Origin of the sequence: Vibrio sp. ER1A (assembly GCF_000733315.1) — a bacterium.
In the GTDB taxonomy this organism is placed as follows: Bacteria; Pseudomonadota; Gammaproteobacteria; order Enterobacterales; family Vibrionaceae; genus Vibrio; species Vibrio mediterranei.
Window position 1 is genome coordinate 62263 of the sequence record NZ_JPJA01000001.1, and the last position, 20236, is coordinate 82498.

The following is a 20236-nucleotide window of genomic DNA, read 5'->3' on the forward strand; positions in this document are numbered from 1 at the left end:
ATTAACGCAGGCTTGTAAGTCATTAATTTTGTTTGCCTTTCCTATACTAAGCCTAAAGTCTAATTGCTGAATACCGCAATCTAGCCGAGAGTTAATACACGATCTAGTTCAGCCCTAGTCAAAAAAGCTCAATTCACAAGGAGAGAAGCAATGAGTGAAGTTCATGTTTATCCGGTAAAAGAAAATATTAAAACAAACACTCACGCGGATGACGACACTTACCTATCCATGTACCAACAATCCGTCAGCGATCCTGAAGCCTTCTGGGGTGAGCATGGAAAAATCGTTGATTGGATTAAGCCATTTACCAAAGTAAAGCAAACCTCATTCGACACTGGACACGTTGATATTCGTTGGTTTGAAGATGGCACCCTGAACGTATCTGCCAACTGTATCGATCGTCACTTAGCGGATAAAGGTGATGAGGTTGCCATTATTTGGGAAGGCGACAACCCAGAAGATGACAAGACTCTAACTTTCAATGAGCTTCATAAAGAAGTGTGTAAGTTCTCTAATGCATTAAAAGCTCAAGGAGTTCACAAAGGCGATGTCGTCTGCCTCTATATGCCAATGGTGCCAGAAGCCGCCATCGCTATGTTAGCTTGTACTCGTATTGGTGCAGTTCATACGGTGGTATTTGGTGGTTTCTCGCCTGAAGCACTCTCTGGACGCATTATCGACTCCGATGCCAAGGTCGTTATTACGGCGGACGAAGGAGTACGTGGTGGACGTGCAGTTCCACTTAAGAAAAATGTCGATGAAGCACTGACCAATCCAGATGTAAAAACCATTAGCAAAGTGATGGTGCTAAAACGCACCGGAGGCGATGTCGAATGGCACGAGCACCGCGACGTTTGGTGGCATGAAGCGACAACACAAGCTTCTGACGTTTGTCCTCCAGAAGAGATGAAAGCGGAAGACCCGCTGTTTATTCTGTACACCTCTGGCTCTACTGGTAAGCCAAAAGGTGTACTTCATACTACTGGTGGTTATCTCGTGTACGCCACCATGACCTTTAAATACGTCTTCGATTATCAACCCGGTGAAACCTTCTGGTGTACCGCTGATGTAGGTTGGATCACTGGCCATACTTATTTGGTTTATGGACCACTGGCAAACGGGGCTAAAACGATTCTGTTTGAAGGTGTACCAAACTACCCTGACACAAGTCGTATGAGTGAAGTGGTTGATAAGCATCAGGTTAATATTCTTTATACCGCTCCAACAGCAATCCGCGCATTAATGGCTAAAGGTGATGAAGCTGTCAAAGGCACGACTCGCGATAGTCTGCGCATCATGGGCTCGGTTGGTGAACCTATTAACCCAGAAGCCTGGGAATGGTATTACAAGACCATCGGCAATGAGAAATCACCAATCGTCGACACATGGTGGCAAACTGAGACGGGTGGCATTCTTATTACCCCATTACCGGGGGCAACCGAACTTAAACCTGGCTCAGCGACACGTCCATTCTTTGGTGTTCAACCTGCTCTGGTAGACAACATGGGCAATGTTATTGACGGTGCCACCGAAGGTAACCTTGTCATTCTTGATTCATGGCCAGGTCAGATGCGTACAGTTTATGGTGACCATGACCGCTTTGAGCAAACTTATTTCTCTACATTTAAAGGCATGTACTTTACTGGTGATGGTGCTCGTCGCGACGAAGATGGCTATTACTGGATTACTGGTCGTGTTGATGATGTGCTGAACGTCTCAGGCCACCGTATGGGAACTGCCGAAATTGAATCCGCCTTGGTTGCCTTCGATAAAATTGCTGAAGCGGCCATTGTTGGTATCCCACACGATATTAAAGGTCAGGCAATTTACGCTTATATCACTCTTAATGACGGTGAATTCCCATCGGCAGAGCTGCATAAAGAAGTGAAAGATTGGGTGAGAAAAGAGATTGGCCCAATCGCTACACCAGATGTACTTCATTGGACTGACTCGTTGCCTAAGACTCGTTCAGGTAAAATCATGCGCCGTATCCTACGCAAAATTGCGACTGGTGATACTAGCAACCTTGGTGATACCTCGACCTTGGCAGATCCAAGCGTCGTAGATAAGCTGATTGCAGAAAAAGCCGAACTTGCTTAACTTATTTGACACTTAATCAACAAACCGCCCGCTTTTCGGGCGGTTTTTTTGTATCAGGATTTATCAAGGTGACGTCAAAATGTGCTCTGTGTTGCAATTTTTCTGACAGACAAGAGGTGATTAGACCAGTAAATTGCTGCTAAATGCTGTGAATTAGCTATAATCTTGGTCAATTTTTAAAAATATGATGGTTATGAGCTTTTCATACCCTCGTTTTTTTATGTAGACTTGAAATAAATCACGTTTATTTCACGTTAACCGAAGATGGCGACATTATGGCAGCAAAGTCACGAATTCTAGTTTTAAATGGACCAAATCTTAACCTCTTAGGTCTAAGAGAACCTGGTCATTATGGAAATGAAACACTAGCGCAAATCGTTGATAACTTAACTGTTCAAGCATCACTTGCGGATATTGAATTGTCCCATCTCCAGTCAAATCGTGAATATGAACTGATTGAAGCCATCCATGCTGCGCATGGTAATACTGATTTTATCATTATTAACCCTGCTGCTTTTACGCACACGAGTGTTGCACTACGTGATGCATTACTGGGTGTTTCAATCCCATTTATTGAAGTGCACTTATCTAACGTTCATGCCCGAGAAACATTCCGTCATCATTCTTATTTGTCTGATGTTGCCCAAGGTGTTATCTGCGGATTGGGTTCGCAAGGCTATGAATTTGCGCTTTCTGCTGCAATAAAAGCCCTGAAAGCAAAATAACCAAATACTCTACGGCTCAATATTTGAGGCCGTCTTACTCACAAGATAAAGAGAAAGAAACATGGATATTCGTAAAATTAAAAAGCTTATTGAACTTGTAGAAGAATCTGGCATTGCAGAGCTAGAAATTTCTGAAGGTGAAGAATCGGTACGTATCAGCCGCAACAGTCCGGTAAGTGCAGCACCAGCACCAGTTCAATATGCTGCTGCACCTGCTCCAGCAGCAGCGCCAGCACCTGTAGCAGCACCTGCAGCAGCGCCAGCGGCATCAGCAGACGAACCAGCAGCTCCAGCTGGTCACCAAGTTCTTTCTCCAATGGTTGGTACGTTCTACAGCGCTCCAAGCCCAGATGCGAAACCATTTGTAAAAGTAGGCCAACAAGTTAACGCTGGCGATACTCTATGTATCGTTGAAGCGATGAAAATGATGAACCAAATCGAAGCAGACAAGTCTGGTGTGATTGCAGCAATCCTTGTTGAAGATGGCCAACCTGTTGAGTTCGATCAAGCTCTAGTAATTATCGAATAATAGAGAGCGCTCATTATGTTAGATAAATTAGTAATCGCGAACCGTGGTGAAATTGCACTACGTATTCTGCGAGCATGTAAAGAGCTAGGTATCAAAACGGTTGCTGTTCACTCAACGGCTGACCGCGATCTTAAGCACGTGCTACTAGCAGACGAAACCATTTGTATTGGTCCTGCACGCGGCATCGATAGCTACCTAAATATCCCACGCATCATTAGTGCAGCGGAAGTGACTGGTGCCGTTGCTATCCACCCGGGTTATGGTTTCCTATCTGAGAACGCTGACTTTGCTGAACAAGTAGAGCGTAGTGGTTTCATTTTTGTTGGTCCAAAAGCAGAAACGATTCGCCTGATGGGTGACAAAGTTTCGGCAATCAACTCAATGAAGAAGGCGGGTGTTCCTTGCGTGCCTGGTTCTGATGGTCCTTTAGACGACGACGAAACAAAGAACAAAGCGCACGCTAAGCGCATTGGCTACCCAGTCATCATCAAAGCCTCTGGCGGCGGCGGTGGTCGTGGTATGCGTGTTGTTCGTAGCGAAGGTGAGCTTATTGAAGCTATCGCTATGACACGTGCAGAAGCAAAAGCCGCTTTCAACAACGATATGGTTTACATGGAGAAATTCCTAGAAAATCCACGTCACGTTGAAGTTCAAGTGATTGCTGATGGCCAAGGTGGCGCAATTCACCTAGGTGAGCGCGACTGTTCTATGCAGCGTCGTCACCAAAAAGTAGTGGAAGAAGCTCCAGCTCCAGGCATTACAGAAGAAATGCGTAAGTACATCGGTGAGCGTTGTACTCGTGCATGTATTGAAATTGGTTACCGTGGTGCAGGTACGTTCGAATTCCTATACGAAAACGGTGAGTTCTACTTCATCGAAATGAACACTCGTATTCAGGTAGAGCACCCAGTAACAGAGATGGTAACAGGTGTAGACCTAATCAAAGAGCAGCTTCGTGTTGCAGCAGGTCAGCCACTGTCTTTCACTCAAGATGACATCAAACTTCGTGGCCACGCTATCGAGTGTCGTATCAATGCGGAAGATCCTGAGCGTTTCTTACCATGTCCAGGTACTATCACGCGTTTCCACGCGCCAGGTGGTATGGGTGTACGTTGGGAATCTCATATCTACACTGGCTACACTGTGCCTCCTCACTACGACTCAATGATCGGTAAGCTAATCACTTTTGGTGAGAACCGCGATGTTGCCATTGCTCGTATGAAAAACGCACTGGGTGAGATGATTGTGGAAGGTATTAAAACTAATATCACACTTCAAGAATCGATTATGAATGATGAGAACTTCCAACACGGTGGTGCCAACATTCATTACCTAGAGAAAAAGCTTGGCATGAGTTAAGCCCTTTCTAAAAATACTAAAAACCCACTACGGTGGGTTTTTTTATGCTCACTTAACGCGAATCTGCTACACTCTGCGCAAAATTCGTCAAGCAAGGACCCAACTCATGCCTTGGATTCAAATCAAACTAAATGCAACCAACGAAAACGCTGAACAAATCGGCGATATGTTGATGGAAGAAACTGGCGCTCTATCTGTCACCTTCCTAGATGCACATGATACCCCTGTTTTTGAGCCGTTACCTGGCGAAACTCGTCTGTGGGGCGATACTGACATCGTAGCCCTGTACGATGCAGAAGCAGACACCAAGCTTATTTTGACCCAAATCACTGCGTCAAACATGCTCGCTGAGGGCTTTGCTCATAAAGTTGAACAGCTCGAAGACAAAGATTGGGAGCGTGAGTGGATGGAAAACTTCCACCCAATGAAGTTTGGCGAACGCTTGTGGATTTGCCCAAGCTGGCGCGATGTTCCAGAGCCAGATGCCGTAAATGTGATGCTAGACCCTGGTTTGGCTTTTGGCACAGGCACGCACCCTACTACAGCTCTGTGTCTTGAGTGGCTTGAATCTTTAGACCTTGCTGGTAAAACCGTTATCGACTTTGGTTGTGGCTCTGGGATCCTAGCAATCGCCGCGATCAAGCTTGGTGCAGCAAAAGTAATCGGGATCGACATCGATCCTCAAGCTCTAACCGCATCGAAAGATAACGCTGAGCGCAATGGCGTTGCTGACCAATTGGAGCTATTCCTACCACAAAACCAACCGGAAGGCTTAATTGCCGATGTGGTCGTTGCCAATATTCTTGCGGGTCCTCTTCGTGACCTATCTGGCATCATTAAAGGCTTAGTGAAAGAAGGTGGCCAACTTGCCATGTCTGGCGTGTTAGACACCCAAGCAGAAGATGTTGCGAACTATTACCGTGATGAGATGACTATCGACCCAATCGTTGAGCTCAATGAATGGTGCCGAATCTCGGGTAAAAAGTAACCATTATTATTTACAAAGCAGTGCGTTAGCTTGCTAACGCACTGCTTTTTTTTGTTGATACAGAATAGTTTTACCACTAAACGCCTGAAAATCAGGCAATTTGCAGAAACAAATTGTAAATGCTCAAATATTAGTCTTTTCACGCACCGAAAAAATGCGTAAAATGCGCGCCCTTGCTTGTGTAAACCTGTGGCAATGTTTTGAGAATCGGACAATACCAACTTAAGAACAATCTAATTGTGGCGCCTATGGCGGGTGTTACTGATAGACCGTTTCGAGAGTTGTGCCTTCGTTACGGTGCGGGAATGGCGGTCAGTGAAATGATGTCATCCAACCCGAAACTGTGGAAAACAGCTAAGTCACAGCAACGCATGGTGCACGAGGGTGAATCTGGTATTCGCTCGGTGCAAATAGCAGGTGCCGATCCCAAGCTTATGGCTGAGGCGGCACAATTCAGTGTTGAGAACGGTGCGCAAATCATCGACATCAACATGGGTTGCCCTGCTAAAAAAGTGAATAAAAAGCTCGCGGGCTCAGCTCTGCTTAAGTACCCAGACATTATCGAAGATATTCTGCGTACTGTGGTTGATGCCGTAGATGTCCCTGTGACATTGAAAACCCGTACGGGCTGGGATACAGACAATAAGAACTGTGTCCAAATTGCAAAACTAGCCGAAGACTGCGGCATACAAGCACTCGCCCTTCACGGTCGAACTAGAACTTGTATGTACAAAGGCGAGGCAGAATACGACAGCATCAAAGCGGTTAAAAACGCTATCTCTATACCGGTTATTGCTAACGGTGATATCGATAGCCCAGAGAAAGCGAAATTCGTACTGGATTATACCGGTGCAGACGCTTTGATGATTGGACGTCCGGCCCAAGGACGGCCATGGATTTTTGAGGAAATCCAACACTATTTGGAAAACGGTACACTGATGCCAGAGCGTCCCACCGAGGACGTACAAGGCATTTTGCTAGGTCATGTTCAGGCACTTCATCAGTTTTATGGTGAATATTTAGGTCCACGCATCGCTCGTAAGCATGTTGGCTGGTATTTAAAAGAGCATGAACAAGCCAGTGAGTTCCGCCGTGCCTTCAACGCGATTGAAGCGGCTAATGAGCAGCTAAACGCATTGCAAGGCTATTTTGAAAACGTTGCATCATAATTACGAGAAGAGCTAAACCGATTATGTTCGAACAAAATTTGACTTCAGAACCATTGACAGTTACTACAGTAACATCTCAAGACCAGATCACACAGAAGCCTCTACGCGACTCTGTAAAAGCGTCTCTAAAGAACTACCTTGCTCAATTAAATGGTCAAGACGTCACTGAATTGTATGAACTAGTTCTAGCGGAAGTAGAACAGCCGCTACTAGACACCATCATGCAGTACACTCGCGGTAACCAAACTCGCGCAGCAACTATGATGGGTATCAACCGCGGTACTCTTCGTAAGAAACTTAAGAAATACGGCATGAACTAATCCATTGTGATTGTTTTTGTGAAAAAGCCAGAGCCTAGCTCTGGCTTTTTTATTGTCTGTAGATCACAACTCTGCTGTTATCAGCCATATTGCATTCGATAAAACGGAACTTGGGTCAAATCTTAGACCATTAGGGAATAGCCGGATGTTTCACCATCACGTATCGTAGAACACACAATAACCACAAAACCTTGTCAGACTGGCCACACAATAACAAACAATGAAAGTCAGCATGCCAACAGCCCTGTTGGTAATGTGTTCACCTTTAAGAAAAAGGAGTTCTTAGGATGAATGCCACATTTTTGCGCCGTAGCACTATTCAAACTCGTCTCTATCTACTGATAGCGATTGTCTCCATCACGCTGATGGTCCCACTCGTTCTCGCCCTAGTTGATTATCAACAGTCCCTGATAGCGGCAAAGAAAACTAAAACTCGCCACTTAGTTGAGAGTGCCTACACGCTTGTCGACCATTACCACCAGCAACAATTGTCCGGTCAGTTGAGTCAACAGCAGGCTCAAGCAGCGGCCGCTAAAGCGATACAGAATCTTCGTTATGAAGGGAGCGATTATTTTTGGATTAACGATCTTACCCCTACCATGGTCATGCACCCTATCAAGCCCAAGCTAAACGGGCAAAACCTTAGTCAAATTGCCGATCCCAGTGGCAAAAAACTGTTTGTTGAGATGGTGCAAGTTGCAAAACAACAACAAGCGGGCTTTGTACCTTATCTCTGGCCTAAACCTGGTTCAGAAACACCCGTAGAAAAAGTCTCTTATATCAAGACTTTTAAGCCTTGGGGATGGATTATCGGCACTGGTGTCTATGTCGATGATGTTCAAGCGCAAGTCTGGCAAGCCATACAGAAAGTCTTAATAACCGTCTTGATTGCATTGGGCTTTATGTTGGCATGTGCCACCCTCATCAGCCGTAGTATTGCGAAACCTTGCCGTGAAACATTAGAGGCACTGACAGAGATTGCCAGCGGTGACGGCGATCTATCGAAGAAACTACCAGAGCAAGGCAATGATGAATTGAGCCATATTGCCGCTGCATTTAACCGCTTCACACATAAGTTGGAACATATCATTAGCGATATTAAGCCGGTAACCGACAACATCACCCAAGCTGCTATTTCCCTTAACGCTGTAGCACAAAACGGAGCTAGTCAATCACAGCAGCAACAACAAGCTGTGGATACCGTAGCGTCCGCTATGAACGAGTTGCATGCCAGTAACCAAGAAGTGGCCAACTCTGCTCAGCATGCCGCTCATGCTGCCACTTTAGCCAGTGAACAAGGACAGCAAGGTAGTGAAGTGATAGAACTTGCCGCGTCATACATGCAGTCCCTCTCAGAGCGTCTTACAGAAACGGATAACAACATCAAGCTACTGGCGAGTGACACCCAACAGGTAGGGGCTGTCTTAGAGGTGATTCGTGGCGTGGCTGAACAAACCAATTTGCTCGCGCTCAATGCTGCTATCGAAGCAGCTCGTGCGGGAGAGCAGGGTCGAGGCTTTGCGGTGGTTGCAGATGAAGTTCGCACATTGGCCACTCGCACTCAAAGCAGCACGGACGAAATCGAACTGATTATTCAGAAGTTGCAAAATCAAGCGGCGCAAGTAAGCCAATCGATGACCCAAACTCAGCAACAGTCACAACAAACATTAGAACAAGCGAGCAACGCCAAGCTCGCGCTGCAAGAGATTGACACCCAAGTGAACGCTATCGTTGCGCTGAATCAGCAAATCGCGGAAGCCAGTTCACAGCAAACCTTGGCGACTGACGAAATTAGCCAAAACCTAACACAAATTGCTGATCACGGTAATCAGTCAGCTCTAGAAGCTCAAAAACTAGCTCAAGCCAGTGAGCGGTTAATGGAAAACGGCCATCAACTCAGTTCTGGTATAAGCACCTTTAAAGTCTCTTAGCCTTAAGTACTAAGAATAAAAAAGGCGAACAGTCACGCTGTTCGCCTTTGATATTAAGCGGTCGTCAATCGGGGTAGCGGCCACTCTCTAGGATGAGTGCATCAAGATGGAGCATGCAAAACGACATCAGACGCCCTAATCAATCTATTTATTGGTCTTTCAATACTTTAACGGTATAGCAGCCATCTTTCTGACGATAAACACCGTGAATATCAGTCTCAAAGCCTGGGTAATGCGCGCCGATTTCACACAGCATTTCCAAGAAATCCAACACAGGACGTGAACTATCAGTCACCATTTCACCCGGTAACACAAGTGGCACACCTGGAGGATAAGGTAAGATCATATTAGCACTGACACGACCCACCATCTCTTTTAAGTTAATCTCCTCAATTTGACCACGTAGCTCTTGTTGCCAAGCCGCATGTGGTGTGACTTTCATTTCAGGCAGAACATCGAATGCTTTGTACATCAATTCTGGTAATTGGTATTTCATTGTTAGCTCATGAATACCCTGAGCCACCTCTTGGATGCGTTTGCCTTCATAGAAATGAGGGTCTTCTTGGTATAGTGACGGCAACATAGTACGTATGGTTAGGTTAAGGTCGAAACCGCGTTTAAACTCGGTTAAACCGCGCAGCAGTTGCATTGCTTTAGATTTATCGATACCAATGGAGAACAAGAACAACAAATTGTATGGGCCTGTTTTCTCCACCACGATACCGCGTTCGTCAAGGTATTTAGCAACTAGGGAAGCCGGAATACCGGTTGATTCCATCTCACCAGACTTACTCATACCCGGAGTCAATAGCGTGATTTTGATTGGGTCTAAGTACATGTGGTCATCGTCTAGATCTTTAAATCCATGCCATGTCTCTTTAGGATCTAATTTCCAGCATTCTGTTGTGTCGATGTTGTCAGGCTGCCATACATCGAAGAACCAGCCTTCACTTTCACCTCTAAGGCGTTTGATCTCTTTACGGAAACGAATCGCTCGGTCGATAGAGTCTTGCATCAACTTACGCCCTGTATTACCACGCATCATTGCCGCTGCCGTTTCTGTTGATGCCACAATGCCGTATTGTGGTGAGGTTGAGGTGTGCATCATAAATGCCTCATTGAAAGAAGCTTTATCGAACTCACCTTTAATATGAATCATAGAAGCTTGAGAGAAGGCAGCTAACAATTTGTGAGTCGATTGTGTCTCATAGAACACTTTACCCGGCATTGCTTCACCGCTCATGCCACACTTACCATCATAAATAGCGTTGAAATTAGTGTAAGGCACCCAAGCACTGTCAAAATGAATGTGCTTACAATCCAAAGACTCTTTGATGAACTGGGTATTGTAAAGTAGACCATCGTACGTTGAGTTGGTGACTACCGCATAGGTCGGTGCGCTAGCTCCTTCAGTATTTGCTACTTTGTTAGCAATAACCTCACGGCTAAACTCGCGTTGTGGAATCCCCCCAAGAATACCGTAAGCATTGCGAGTTGGACGGAAGTAAATCGGTGTCACATCGCTCATCATCATTAAATGAGTTAGTGACTTATGACAGTTACGATCCACAAGCACAGTACTGCCCGCTGGCGCTGAGTACATACCGACGATTTTGTTCGATGTCGATGTACCGTTAGTTACAATGTAAGAACTGTCCGCGTTAAATGTTCTCGCAATATACTCTTCCGCTTCTTTGTGTGGACCAGAATGATCAAGTAACGATCCTAGTTCAGGCATAGAGATTGAGACATCGGCCTTGAAGGTGTTTGGTCCATAGAAGTCGTAGAAAATACTTCCCGCTGGGCTTTTTTGGAATGCCGTGCCTCCCATATGTCCTGGAGTACAGAAAGTGTATTTTCCTTCTTCGACATATTTAAATAACGCTTTAGTGAATGGCGGCATGATAGCGTTTTTATACGCTTCCGTTGCTTGGTTCACTTTAATGACAATATCGTCCGCCATACCTAAAGCGTACTCAAAGAAGCTGACATTTAAACGCAGATCCGTCAGTGAAATATCCAATGTAGATTGGTCATTAGCAAATGCATGTACTGGCAGCTTCTCATTTACTGCGCTAATGCGCTCACAAAGATTGAGCGAGTATTTATCCCAGTCAAACAGCACACCACAGACGCGGGGATTCATTTCAATCAGTTTAATTAGGTCTTTGTCGTCAACTGGGTAAACTACGTCATAGCCTGCTTTTTCTAGCGCAGCGTGCAGTTGACGAACTGGCTCTTCTTTGAAGAACACACCCATGTGATTAAGGATTGCGAAAATATTCATTTGGACATCTCCAAGGTGAATGAGGGCGCTCCCTGCCAAAGACAGTGAGTAAATAGAGCGCCTAGGAATAAGTGGGCTGGTGCACTTCGCACCAGCGAAGAATTAGTGACTCGCTTGCTGCGAAGACAGTTCGTTGGGGTGTTGCTCCATGTACTGAGCTAAGCCCGCTTTTTTGCTATAGAACATCAAGATGATGAGTGACATGATGAAGGTAGCTGTTAATGTTGTTCCTTCTGCTCCTGCTAATGCCACCATGCAGAACAAGCACGCGATACCAGAGAAGAACATCACGAAACCATTGCGAGTCGTCATACCTTCAAAACGAATCAAGTTAATGCTGGAGTAGAAGTAAGGCAGCATAGTGAGCAATACGGCATCAGTAGTCAGTTGATTAAACAAGTCTGCTGCGTGAGCAGTTTTTGAACTGAACACCATTAATACGCACATTAATGCTGTCATTTTGATGGAAGCTAGAATGAGACCTTTTCTAGGAACACCGTTTTTATCGACTTCACCATAAATTTTCGGGAAGTTGCCATCATTGGCCGCACGTTTACCGGCTTCACCCACCAACATCATCCAAGAACCCAAAGAGGTAAAACAGGCCAGTGCAGTGAAAGCGGCAACGAAAGGCGCGGTCCAGTGACCAAAGATCTCTGTGGTGGCTAGTGCAAACGGTGCACCAGATGCAGCGACTTCAGAAGCAGGGAACATACCGCTGATCATTTGAGTCGACACAATGTAAATCACACCAGCAATAGCGGTCCCTAACATGGTTGCTAGTGGAACAGTACGTTTTGGGTTATCCACCATACCGGAAGACACCGCTGCCGATTCGACACCAACAAAAGACCATAGACAAATCAATACCGCCGCGATAACAGCGTGACTATCACTGCCTGCAGAGACATTCCAGTTTTGGCTATACAATGCAGGTTCAAAGTGCGTCCAACCAAATAACGCGGTACCGAACACAGGGATGAGGATAAGCACAAGCCCTAATGTACATAAGCGGCTAACCCAACTACCACCAAGCAAGTTCACCATAGTAAATACCCAGACCGAGGCAATCGTCGCAAGACCGGCAGGAATCGGGTTGTTTAAGACTGGGAAAAAGACCGAAAGATAAGAAACACCTGTAATTGCAATCGCTAAATTACCGATCCAGTTTGCGTGGTAATAGAGCACACCGGTTTGGAAGCCAAACACAGGAGAAATTTCACCGGCATACGCGATAGGTCCCCCCTCTTGAGGGTTCTTCGTTGCCAAACGTGCAAACACAAATGCAAGGCTCAACGCGCCAACAATACATATCACCCAGCTATAGAGTGAAATGGAACCCACAGCCGCTAGGCTCGATGGTAACAACGCAATACCACTGCCCATCATGTTACCTGCCACAACACCAGTACAGGCAATGAGGCCGATTTTCTTTGTATTCGATGACATAACATCTCCAAATTAGTTCTACTTGAACGTCATGCGTTCAAACTGAAGCCGATTCGAGATGTCACCGTAAGAAGGTTGAGCAACACCTCGTGAATTTTCGAGATGCAGGTTACGCCCAATTTCAAGCAAAGAAATCAATCTGAAGTTATCAATAAAACCATTAGCTAGAAACGTTCAATCTTGATATAAACCTTATTAAAAATAAAATTAAACCATTCAAAAACAATAAGATAAACAAAATAAACTACCAAGCTAAACCATTCTAAAAATATCAAGGTGAGCCTTTATCACCAAAAACGCACTTTCCTTATATCAACACAGCCCTATGCCAGATACAAAAACGCCCTCCAATAAGGAGGGCGAGTATTTGAGTATAAGTGCGCTACTGGTTCTCTACACATTCAGCAAAAATTAGATAAGTCGCACAACAGAAGGATGAACTGCACGATACATGGCGTGGTCAATCTGTTTTAGATTGCTATAAAAAATCAGATTTTCGCACAACAAGTAGGTTTCTACGGACGTATCAATATAGAAGGCTTCACTGTAGGCCTCACTTGCACTATCCACATCCCCTGATAACTCAGCGTGCTTACCTTTAATGATATAAGCCAACACGGAATCACGAAGTTGAAGCGCTTGGTTCAGGTAGGCGGCAGCCTGCTCTTGGTCTCCCACCATGGTTTCATGTAAAGACAATGCCTCGTAGATACGCGGTTGTATCGGTCCATTCGATGTCGCAAGGTATTGTTTTAGCGCACCACTGAGTTTGCCTAGCTTTTCTTGAGTTAAAGGCCTGCTCTCGTCTAAAGCACTTCTAACATAATAGGCGGCCAGCAATTCAGACTGTACATAGGCGTTATCCGGCTCTTGCTCTACCACCTTTTCCAACAAATCAATGCCATATTGAAACTGCCTAACATCAGACATATTCAAATAATGGTTAGCACGAATAAATAACCCTAGTGCTTCAGGGTCACTAGGTACTCCTGCCATCATGGTCACCGCACGTTGCTCAGCATTGGCTACATTAAGCACTCGCATTAAATCTAAGGAGCTTTGTTTGAGGACAGATTTCAAATGCTTGTCGGCTAAAGCATATTGACGGCTAAACAACACTTTTTCGGAGGAGTTATCTCGATATTCCAATTCAAGAAAGTCGCGGCCATCGTCTTCATCGACTCTTACCAGTACAGTTTTACCGGGGACAATCCCCGTTTTGAATGCCGTTTTATGCAGCATCACTCGATAGTCACTGACTTGAGTAATATCTGACATCAACTTTTGAGCAAAACCATCCGCCAGTTCATAACTGCGCCCTAAACTGCGAATGCCATCTTGAAACTCAAACTCGATAAGGTGCGTATCGATAACCTGAGTTATGCTCACCTCCGACTGCTGGTAGGTAAAAATGCCAATCGCGGCCACCAAAATACCAATCCAAATTGCGTTGATAACCCCTAAACGCCATGGACTTAACAGGCGTTTGGGCTTTTTACTTCGCGTTGCCTTCTGCTTCTGGTACAGAGCTCGAGTCAATGGCGCAGCCGGAAAAGCGATCGCTTCGTGAGCATCAGTATCACTCTCCACAACTATTGGAGCGGATTTGGAGTGTAACGTTGACGTCTCCGAATTTGCAGAGGTAACAGAGGACGTTCGATATTGAAGAAATTGCTCCGGCGTCATCGGTGTAACGGCAGCCACTAGTTTGTAGCCACGTTTGGGCACCGTTCCAACATAATGCAGATTCTCTTCACGACCATCTCGGAGGATTTTTCGCAGTTCAAACACAGACTGAGTCACAACCTGATCAGTGACGATGGCGCCGTCCCAAACGTAACGAATTAGTTCGTCGCGACAGTAGACTTGGCCAGAGTGTTCGGCTAAGAAATGTAATAGATTGATTAAGCGTGGTTCAACAGAGACTTCCCTATCTTGTCGATACAGCTTATTTTCATCAACACTGAGAACCCAGTCATTGATTTGAAAATAGACCTCTACCATATGAATTTTCGTCTCTCACATACACGTCCCCGCACTTTATAGCCCCACGCTACCAGCGGATGACGGTGGAAAGGCGCGATTATAGAGGTCTTGAGAGTTTTCACCTATACAATGCCGATGATCAAAGGTGCAAACTAAGGTTGGTAGCCTCGCGGATACCTATGAGGTGTGGTTATTCCAACGCAGCCAATATAGAACAATGACTGGCATCATGGCCATGCCCACAACACGCGTCATTGATTTTTTTCAACGCAGTCCGAATACGTGTTAGTTCCGCTATTTTCTCATCAATAATGCTAAGTTTGGCAGAGGTGATAGCTTTCACCTCTGCACAGCTATGCTCGGTAGCTTCAAGTTTAATACCTAGCAGTTCTTTGATTTCGTCTAGGCTCAAGCCGAGCTCTTTGGCTTTTAAAATAAAACTAACCTGCTTTTGGCTCTCTTCATTATAAAGACGATACCCAGATTCACTGCGCCCTGCGGGAGCGATAAGTTGGTTTTTCTCATAAAATCGCAACGTATCCGCTGTGACTTTGCAGCGTTTTGCTAACTCACCTATCTGAAACATAACCGTTTAAATTAACCTCTTTGTTACAAAACTGGCCTATAATCCTTTTTTTTGCACTTTTTTTTGCGATGCCAAACGATTGCGCGAGCTTTTTTGTAATAGATTGGTTAGAATACGCGCCATCGACACAAATGATGCTTTTTTGCTCAAGGATAATTGCCAAAGTATTAGTGACCTGTCCCTATGATGGTGCAAGCCACGCTATTTTGGCAACTATCTTTATGCCGTAGGTATAAACACCTACACACAGCAACGTTAACTCCGTGATTTTGAGGAAGACAGAAGCATGAATAACGCTCGTCCAATTCGCCGCGCTCTTATCAGCGTATCTGACAAAACTGGTATTGTTGAGTTTGCCGAAGCGCTAGCACAACGTGGTGTTGATATCCTATCAACAGGTGGTACAGCTCGCCTACTTGCAGAGAAAGGCATCGCAGTAACTGAAGTATCTGACTACACAGGCTTCCCTGAAATGATGGATGGTCGCGTCAAGACTCTGCACCCTAAAGTTCATGGTGGTGTGCTAGGTCGTCGCGGTCAAGACGACGCTGTTATGGAAACACACGGTATCAACCCTATCGATATGGTTGTCGTTAACCTTTATCCATTCGCAGAGACGGTTGCTAAAGAAGGCTGCACGCTAGAAGACGCCGTTGAGAACATCGATATCGGTGGTCCAACTATGGTTCGCTCTGCTGCGAAAAACCACAAAGATGTGACTATCGTTGTTAACGCACACGACTACGACCGCGTTATTGCTGAAATGGACGCAAACGAAAAGTCTCTGACTCTAGAGACACGTTTTGACCTAGCTATCGCTGCGTTCGAGCACACAGCTTCTTACGACGGCATGATTGCTAACTACTTCGGTACTATGGTTCCATCTTACGGTGAGAACAAAGAGGGTGATGAAGAGTCTAAATTCCCACGTACGTTCAACCAACAGTTCGTGAAGAAACAAGACATGCGCTACGGTGAAAACAGCCACCAAGACGCTGCATTCTACGTAGAAGCAAACCCAGAAGAAGCGTCTGTATCTACCGCTCACCAAATTCAAGGTAAAGCGCTGTCTTACAACAACATCGCTGACACTGACGCTGCACTTGAGTGTGTGAAAGAGTTTGATGAGCCAGCTTGCGTTATCGTTAAGCACGCAAACCCATGTGGTGTTGCTCTGGGTAAAGACATCCTTGAAGCGTATGACCGCGCTTACAAAACTGACCCAACATCAGCGTTTGGCGGCATCATCGCCTTCAACCAAGAGTTAGATGCAGACACAGCGAAAGCCATTGTTGAGCGTCAGTTCGTTGAAGTGATTATCGCACCTTCTGTTTCAGCTGAAGCAGTAGAAGTGGTTGCCGCTAAGAAAAACGTTCGCCTACTAGAGTGTGGCGAGTGGACAACTAAGACAACCGGTTTTGACGTTAAGCGCGTTAACGGTGGTCTTCTGGTTCAAGACCGTGACCAAGGCATGGTATCACTTGATGACCTTAAAGTAGTCTCTAAGCGTCAACCGACCGAAGAAGAGCTGAAAGATGCACTATTCTGCTGGAAAGTGGCTAAATACGTGAAATCCAATGCGATCGTTTACTCGAAAGGCGACATGACTATCGGCGTAGGTGCTGGTCAAATGAGCCGCGTGTACTCTGCGAAAATTGCTGGTATCAAAGCTGCTGACGAAGGTCTGCAGGTTGAAGGCTGCGTAATGGCATCAGATGCGTTCTTCCCGTTCCGTGATGGCATTGACGCTGCAGCAGAAGCTGGCATCAAGTGCGTTATCCAACCAGGTGGCTCTATGCGCGATGACGAAGTTATCGCAGCCGCTGATGAGCATGGCATGGCGATGATCTTCACAGGCATGCGCCACTTCCGTCACTAATTACTCGTCGCATTTGGTGCTGTAGCCACATTAGTGCTGCAACACCAACTGCTTAGAGTAATCCAAATTTTGAAAGGATTATTAAATGAACGTTCTAATTATTGGTGCTGGTGGTCGTGAGCACGCTCTGGGTTGGAAAGTGGCTCAGAATCCAAATGTTGAAACTGTTTTCGTAGCACCAGGCAATGCAGGTTCTGCGCTTGAGCCTAAGCTAGAGAACGTTGCGATTGACGTTGAAGACATTCAAGGTCTGGTTGCATTTGCAAAAGATAAAAACATCGAGCTAACGATTGTTGGTCCTGAAGCACCGCTTGTGATTGGTGTTGTTGATGCATTCCAAGAAGCGGGTCTAGCGATCTTTGGTCCTACTCAAGCTGCAGCTCAGCTAGAAGGCTCAAAAGCGTTCACCAAAGACTTTTTAGCTCGTCACGCTATCCCAACTGGCGCTTATGCTAACTTCACGGAAATTGAACCTGCACTGGCTTACGTTCGTGAGCAAGGCGCACCAATCGTTGTTAAGGCTGATGGTCTTGCTGCTGGTAAAGGTGTTATCGTTGCGATGACGCTTGAAGAAGCAGAAGATGCAATCAAAGACATGCTAGCTGGCAACGCATTTGGTGACGCTGGTAGCCGCGTGGTTATTGAAGAGTTCCTAGATGGCGAAGAAGCAAGCTTCATCGTGATGGTTGATGGCGAAAACGTATTGCCAATGGCAACCAGCCAAGACCACAAACGTGTCGGTGATAAGGACACAGGTCCTAACACTGGCGGTATGGGCGCATACTCACCTGCTCCAGTGGTTACTCAAGAAATCCACAACCGCATCATGGAAGAAGTTATCTATCCAACGGTTCGCGGTATGGCTTCAGAAGGTAACCCATACACTGGTTTCCTATACGCGGGTCTAATGATCGACAAAGACGGTACGCCTAAAGTTATCGAATACAACTGTCGTTTCGGCGACCCAGAAACACAACCTATTATGATGCGTATGCAATCAGACATGGTTGAGCTGTGCCAAGCTGCGATCGATAAGAAACTAGACCAAGTTGAATCTAAGTGGGATCCACGTGCTTCTATCGGTATCGTTCTAGCGGCAGGTGGCTACCCAGCATCTTACAACAAGGGCGATGTTATCTCTGGTCTACCAACAATAGAAGTGGAAGGCGAGAAAGTATTCCACGCAGGTACAGCAGACAAAGACGGCAATGTTGTGACTAACGGTGGTCGAGTGCTTTGTGCAACTGCACTGGGCAACACAGTATCTGAAGCTCAAGCACGCGCTTATGAGCTGACTAAGAAGATCAGCTGGGATGGCATGTTCCACCGCAACGACATCGGTTATCGTGCCATTGCACGCGAGCAAGGCGAGTAGCTTTCGCTCTATCGAACGGTAGCAAAAAGGCGCTCAATAGAGCGCCTTTTTTATTCTGTGGTCTAGTCACGTTGCACTGGTTATTCAGTGGCAAGCACGGGACGCTGAATACAATCGGTCGAACCATCAGAGAGCATTAGCAATTGTTCTACTTTTGCTCCAGTCAGTCGAGTACTGCCTAAAAACGCGACATAGCTTTCCACTTCCGCCAAACGCTGCACTACAAAGTCTGGCAAACTCTGTTCAAACTTAATATTGTTAAATTCAATACCGCTACAGGTTTCCAGCGATTTTCCATCCCAATGACCTTGGATAAGCTCTAAACCATCACTATCCTGCTCTTTTACTCTTTCCACAAGTAAGTCAGCTTCACGCTGGTAGTTTTCTAACTGAGCACGTTTGATGGGTAGGACTTTACCATTTCGACGGTATTGTTGATAAATAGCTTCGCCATCTTTATTAAAGCGCACGTGAATACGGTAATTGACTGAACCTGACTCAATCTCATTCTGCACCCCTTCTCGCACAAACTCACGTAGTGTGTCACCACTCCAACGATAATTGGACTTATACCAACCATAGTCATTCATATTGACATAGTCAGCAGCACTGAACGGTTTTGTCAGCCGCTCGGTATACCAATACAAACTCGTTGCATCCCCTAACGTTTGACCACCTGTGTATTCCGAATACTGATTCAGAGATGGTGACGGAGAAGAAGAGCAACCAGCGAGCGTTGCAACTAATAGTGATACCAACAGAGTTTTCTTCATTGATGTCTATAACCTCAAACAAAAGCAACGTAGGCAAACAACAGCTTCTACTAACTGTAGGACAGCGTTAATGACAAGGCGTTCACTTCAATTCAGAGTATTGGAGGAGAGATTGATGGATAAGCGCATTACATCGGCTAACACGTTTATCGATCAACCGCATAGGAAGGAAAACAGCACCGATGAAAACTCATCGGTGCTGTAGAAATTATTTAACTGCGTCTTTTAGCGCTTTACCAGCTACGAAAGCTGGAACGTTCGCTGCAGCGATTTGGATCTCTTCACCAGTTTTTGGATTACGACCAGTGCGAGCTGCACGGTGGTTTACTTTGAACGTACCAAAACCAATTAGTTGAACTTGGTCACCTTCAGTTAGCGCTTCAGAAACACCTGAAAGCGTCGCTTCAAGCGCTGCTTTAGCTTGTGCTTTAGATAGGTCTGCTTTCTCAGCGATAAAGTCGATTAATTGGGTCTTGTTCATTAGGTTTCCCTTCTTCATGTTATCGAGTTAGAGCCCACTCTAAATCATAAAGCCCCCATCTGGCAAAGGTTTGTAGCCGATCTTTCTCACTTATGACCGAGATTTAACCGTTTTATGAGCAATAACTCACAATTTGTTACGTGAAGATTGAGTTTGAAACCTTGTAATTTATTGCATAAAGTCCCATAAATGCACTGCCGCACAATTAATAAGCCTGATAAATCTATTATGCGGCTACTGTTTTTTAAGCACTCACCAACAATGCACAGGCTCATTTGCAGCAAAGTTAGGTTGATGTG

General features: G+C 45.5%; 16 protein-coding genes and 1 pseudogene. 11 read left to right on the forward strand and 6 right to left on the reverse strand.

Features of this window, described 5'->3' with window-relative positions:
• Positions 1-150 precede the first annotated feature (150 nt).
• From acs to HW45_RS00355, 8 genes are all read left to right on the forward strand, one after another.
• Entirely contained in the window at positions 151-2100 is a 1950-nt protein-coding gene (gene acs, locus HW45_RS00320) for an acetate--CoA ligase (RefSeq protein ID WP_038223857.1), read from the forward strand.
• 275 nt (positions 2101-2375) lie between these two features.
• Complete coding sequence (gene aroQ / locus HW45_RS00325) at positions 2376-2825, forward strand: type II 3-dehydroquinate dehydratase (RefSeq protein ID WP_038223860.1); 450 nt, start codon at positions 2376-2378, stop codon at positions 2823-2825.
• A 61-nt stretch (positions 2826-2886) separates the two neighbouring features.
• A complete protein-coding gene (accB, locus tag HW45_RS00330) occupies positions 2887-3354 on the forward strand; it encodes an acetyl-CoA carboxylase biotin carboxyl carrier protein (RefSeq protein WP_038223862.1) in 468 nt (155 codons plus the stop codon).
• A gap of 15 nt (positions 3355-3369) precedes the next feature.
• Positions 3370-4713 (forward strand): acetyl-CoA carboxylase biotin carboxylase subunit, encoded by a 1344-nt coding sequence (gene accC, locus HW45_RS00335; RefSeq protein ID WP_038223863.1) that lies wholly within the window; start codon positions 3370-3372, stop codon positions 4711-4713.
• A 106-nt stretch (positions 4714-4819) separates the two neighbouring features.
• Positions 4820-5701, forward strand: coding sequence for a 50S ribosomal protein L11 methyltransferase (gene prmA, locus HW45_RS00340; protein ID WP_031494195.1), 882 nt, complete (start codon positions 4820-4822; stop codon positions 5699-5701).
• A gap of 200 nt (positions 5702-5901) precedes the next feature.
• A complete protein-coding gene (gene dusB, locus HW45_RS00345; RefSeq protein ID WP_031494196.1) occupies positions 5902-6870 on the forward strand; it encodes a tRNA dihydrouridine synthase DusB in 969 nt (322 codons plus the stop codon).
• 23 nt (positions 6871-6893) lie between these two features.
• Complete coding sequence (fis, locus tag HW45_RS00350; protein ID WP_006073423.1) at positions 6894-7190, forward strand: DNA-binding transcriptional regulator Fis; 297 nt, start codon at positions 6894-6896, stop codon at positions 7188-7190.
• Between the two features lie 287 nt (positions 7191-7477).
• A complete protein-coding gene (locus HW45_RS00355; RefSeq protein WP_038223865.1) occupies positions 7478-9121 on the forward strand; it encodes a methyl-accepting chemotaxis protein in 1644 nt (547 codons plus the stop codon).
• Between the two features lie 148 nt (positions 9122-9269).
• Here the strand turns inward: HW45_RS00355 and HW45_RS00360 are convergent, their stop codons facing one another.
• The 4 genes from HW45_RS00360 to zntR all read right to left on the reverse strand — a co-directional run bounded on the left by HW45_RS00360 (position 9270) and on the right by zntR (position 15429).
• A complete protein-coding gene (locus tag HW45_RS00360; RefSeq protein ID WP_038223867.1) occupies positions 9270-11408 on the reverse strand; it encodes a lysine decarboxylase CadA in 2139 nt (712 codons plus the stop codon).
• 102 nt (positions 11409-11510) lie between these two features.
• Positions 11511-12857: a cadaverine/lysine antiporter gene (gene cadB, locus HW45_RS00365; protein WP_038223869.1), complete on the reverse strand. Its 1347-nt coding sequence runs from the start codon at positions 12855-12857 to the stop codon at positions 11511-11513.
• A 411-nt stretch (positions 12858-13268) separates the two neighbouring features.
• The gene (gene cadC / locus HW45_RS00370) at positions 13269-14861 is read right to left on the reverse strand and encodes a lysine decarboxylation/transport transcriptional activator CadC (RefSeq protein WP_038223870.1); all 1593 of its coding nucleotides are present in this window, start codon (positions 14859-14861) and stop codon (positions 13269-13271) included.
• A gap of 172 nt (positions 14862-15033) precedes the next feature.
• Positions 15034-15429, reverse strand: coding sequence for a Zn(2+)-responsive transcriptional regulator (gene zntR, locus HW45_RS00375; protein ID WP_006073412.1), 396 nt, complete (start codon positions 15427-15429; stop codon positions 15034-15036).
• A gap of 31 nt (positions 15430-15460) precedes the next feature.
• Between zntR and HW45_RS30225 the strand changes: the two are divergent.
• The 3 genes and pseudogenes from HW45_RS30225 to purD form a co-directional block, all read left to right on the forward strand.
• Positions 15461-15556: pseudogene (locus HW45_RS30225) on the forward strand (phosphoribosylamine--glycine ligase); the annotation flags it as partial.
• Positions 15557-15715: 159 nt separating this feature from the next.
• Positions 15716-17308 carry a bifunctional phosphoribosylaminoimidazolecarboxamide formyltransferase/IMP cyclohydrolase gene (gene purH, locus HW45_RS00380; protein ID WP_038223871.1) on the forward strand — a complete coding sequence of 531 codons (1593 nt, stop codon included), beginning with the start codon at positions 15716-15718 and terminating at the stop codon, positions 17306-17308.
• Between the two features lie 85 nt (positions 17309-17393).
• Positions 17394-18683 (forward strand): phosphoribosylamine--glycine ligase, encoded by a 1290-nt coding sequence (purD, locus tag HW45_RS00385; RefSeq protein WP_038223873.1) that lies wholly within the window; start codon positions 17394-17396, stop codon positions 18681-18683.
• A gap of 80 nt (positions 18684-18763) precedes the next feature.
• Here the strand turns inward: purD and HW45_RS00390 are convergent, their stop codons facing one another.
• On the reverse strand, positions 18764-19456 hold the full coding sequence (locus tag HW45_RS00390; protein ID WP_038223875.1) for a DUF1481 domain-containing protein: 693 nt from the start codon (positions 19454-19456) through the stop codon (positions 18764-18766).
• A 208-nt stretch (positions 19457-19664) separates the two neighbouring features.
• Positions 19665-19937, reverse strand: a complete 273-nt coding sequence (gene hupA / locus HW45_RS00395) for a nucleoid-associated protein HU-alpha (RefSeq protein ID WP_006073404.1) — start codon at positions 19935-19937, stop codon at positions 19665-19667.
• Positions 19938-20236 lie beyond the last annotated feature (299 nt).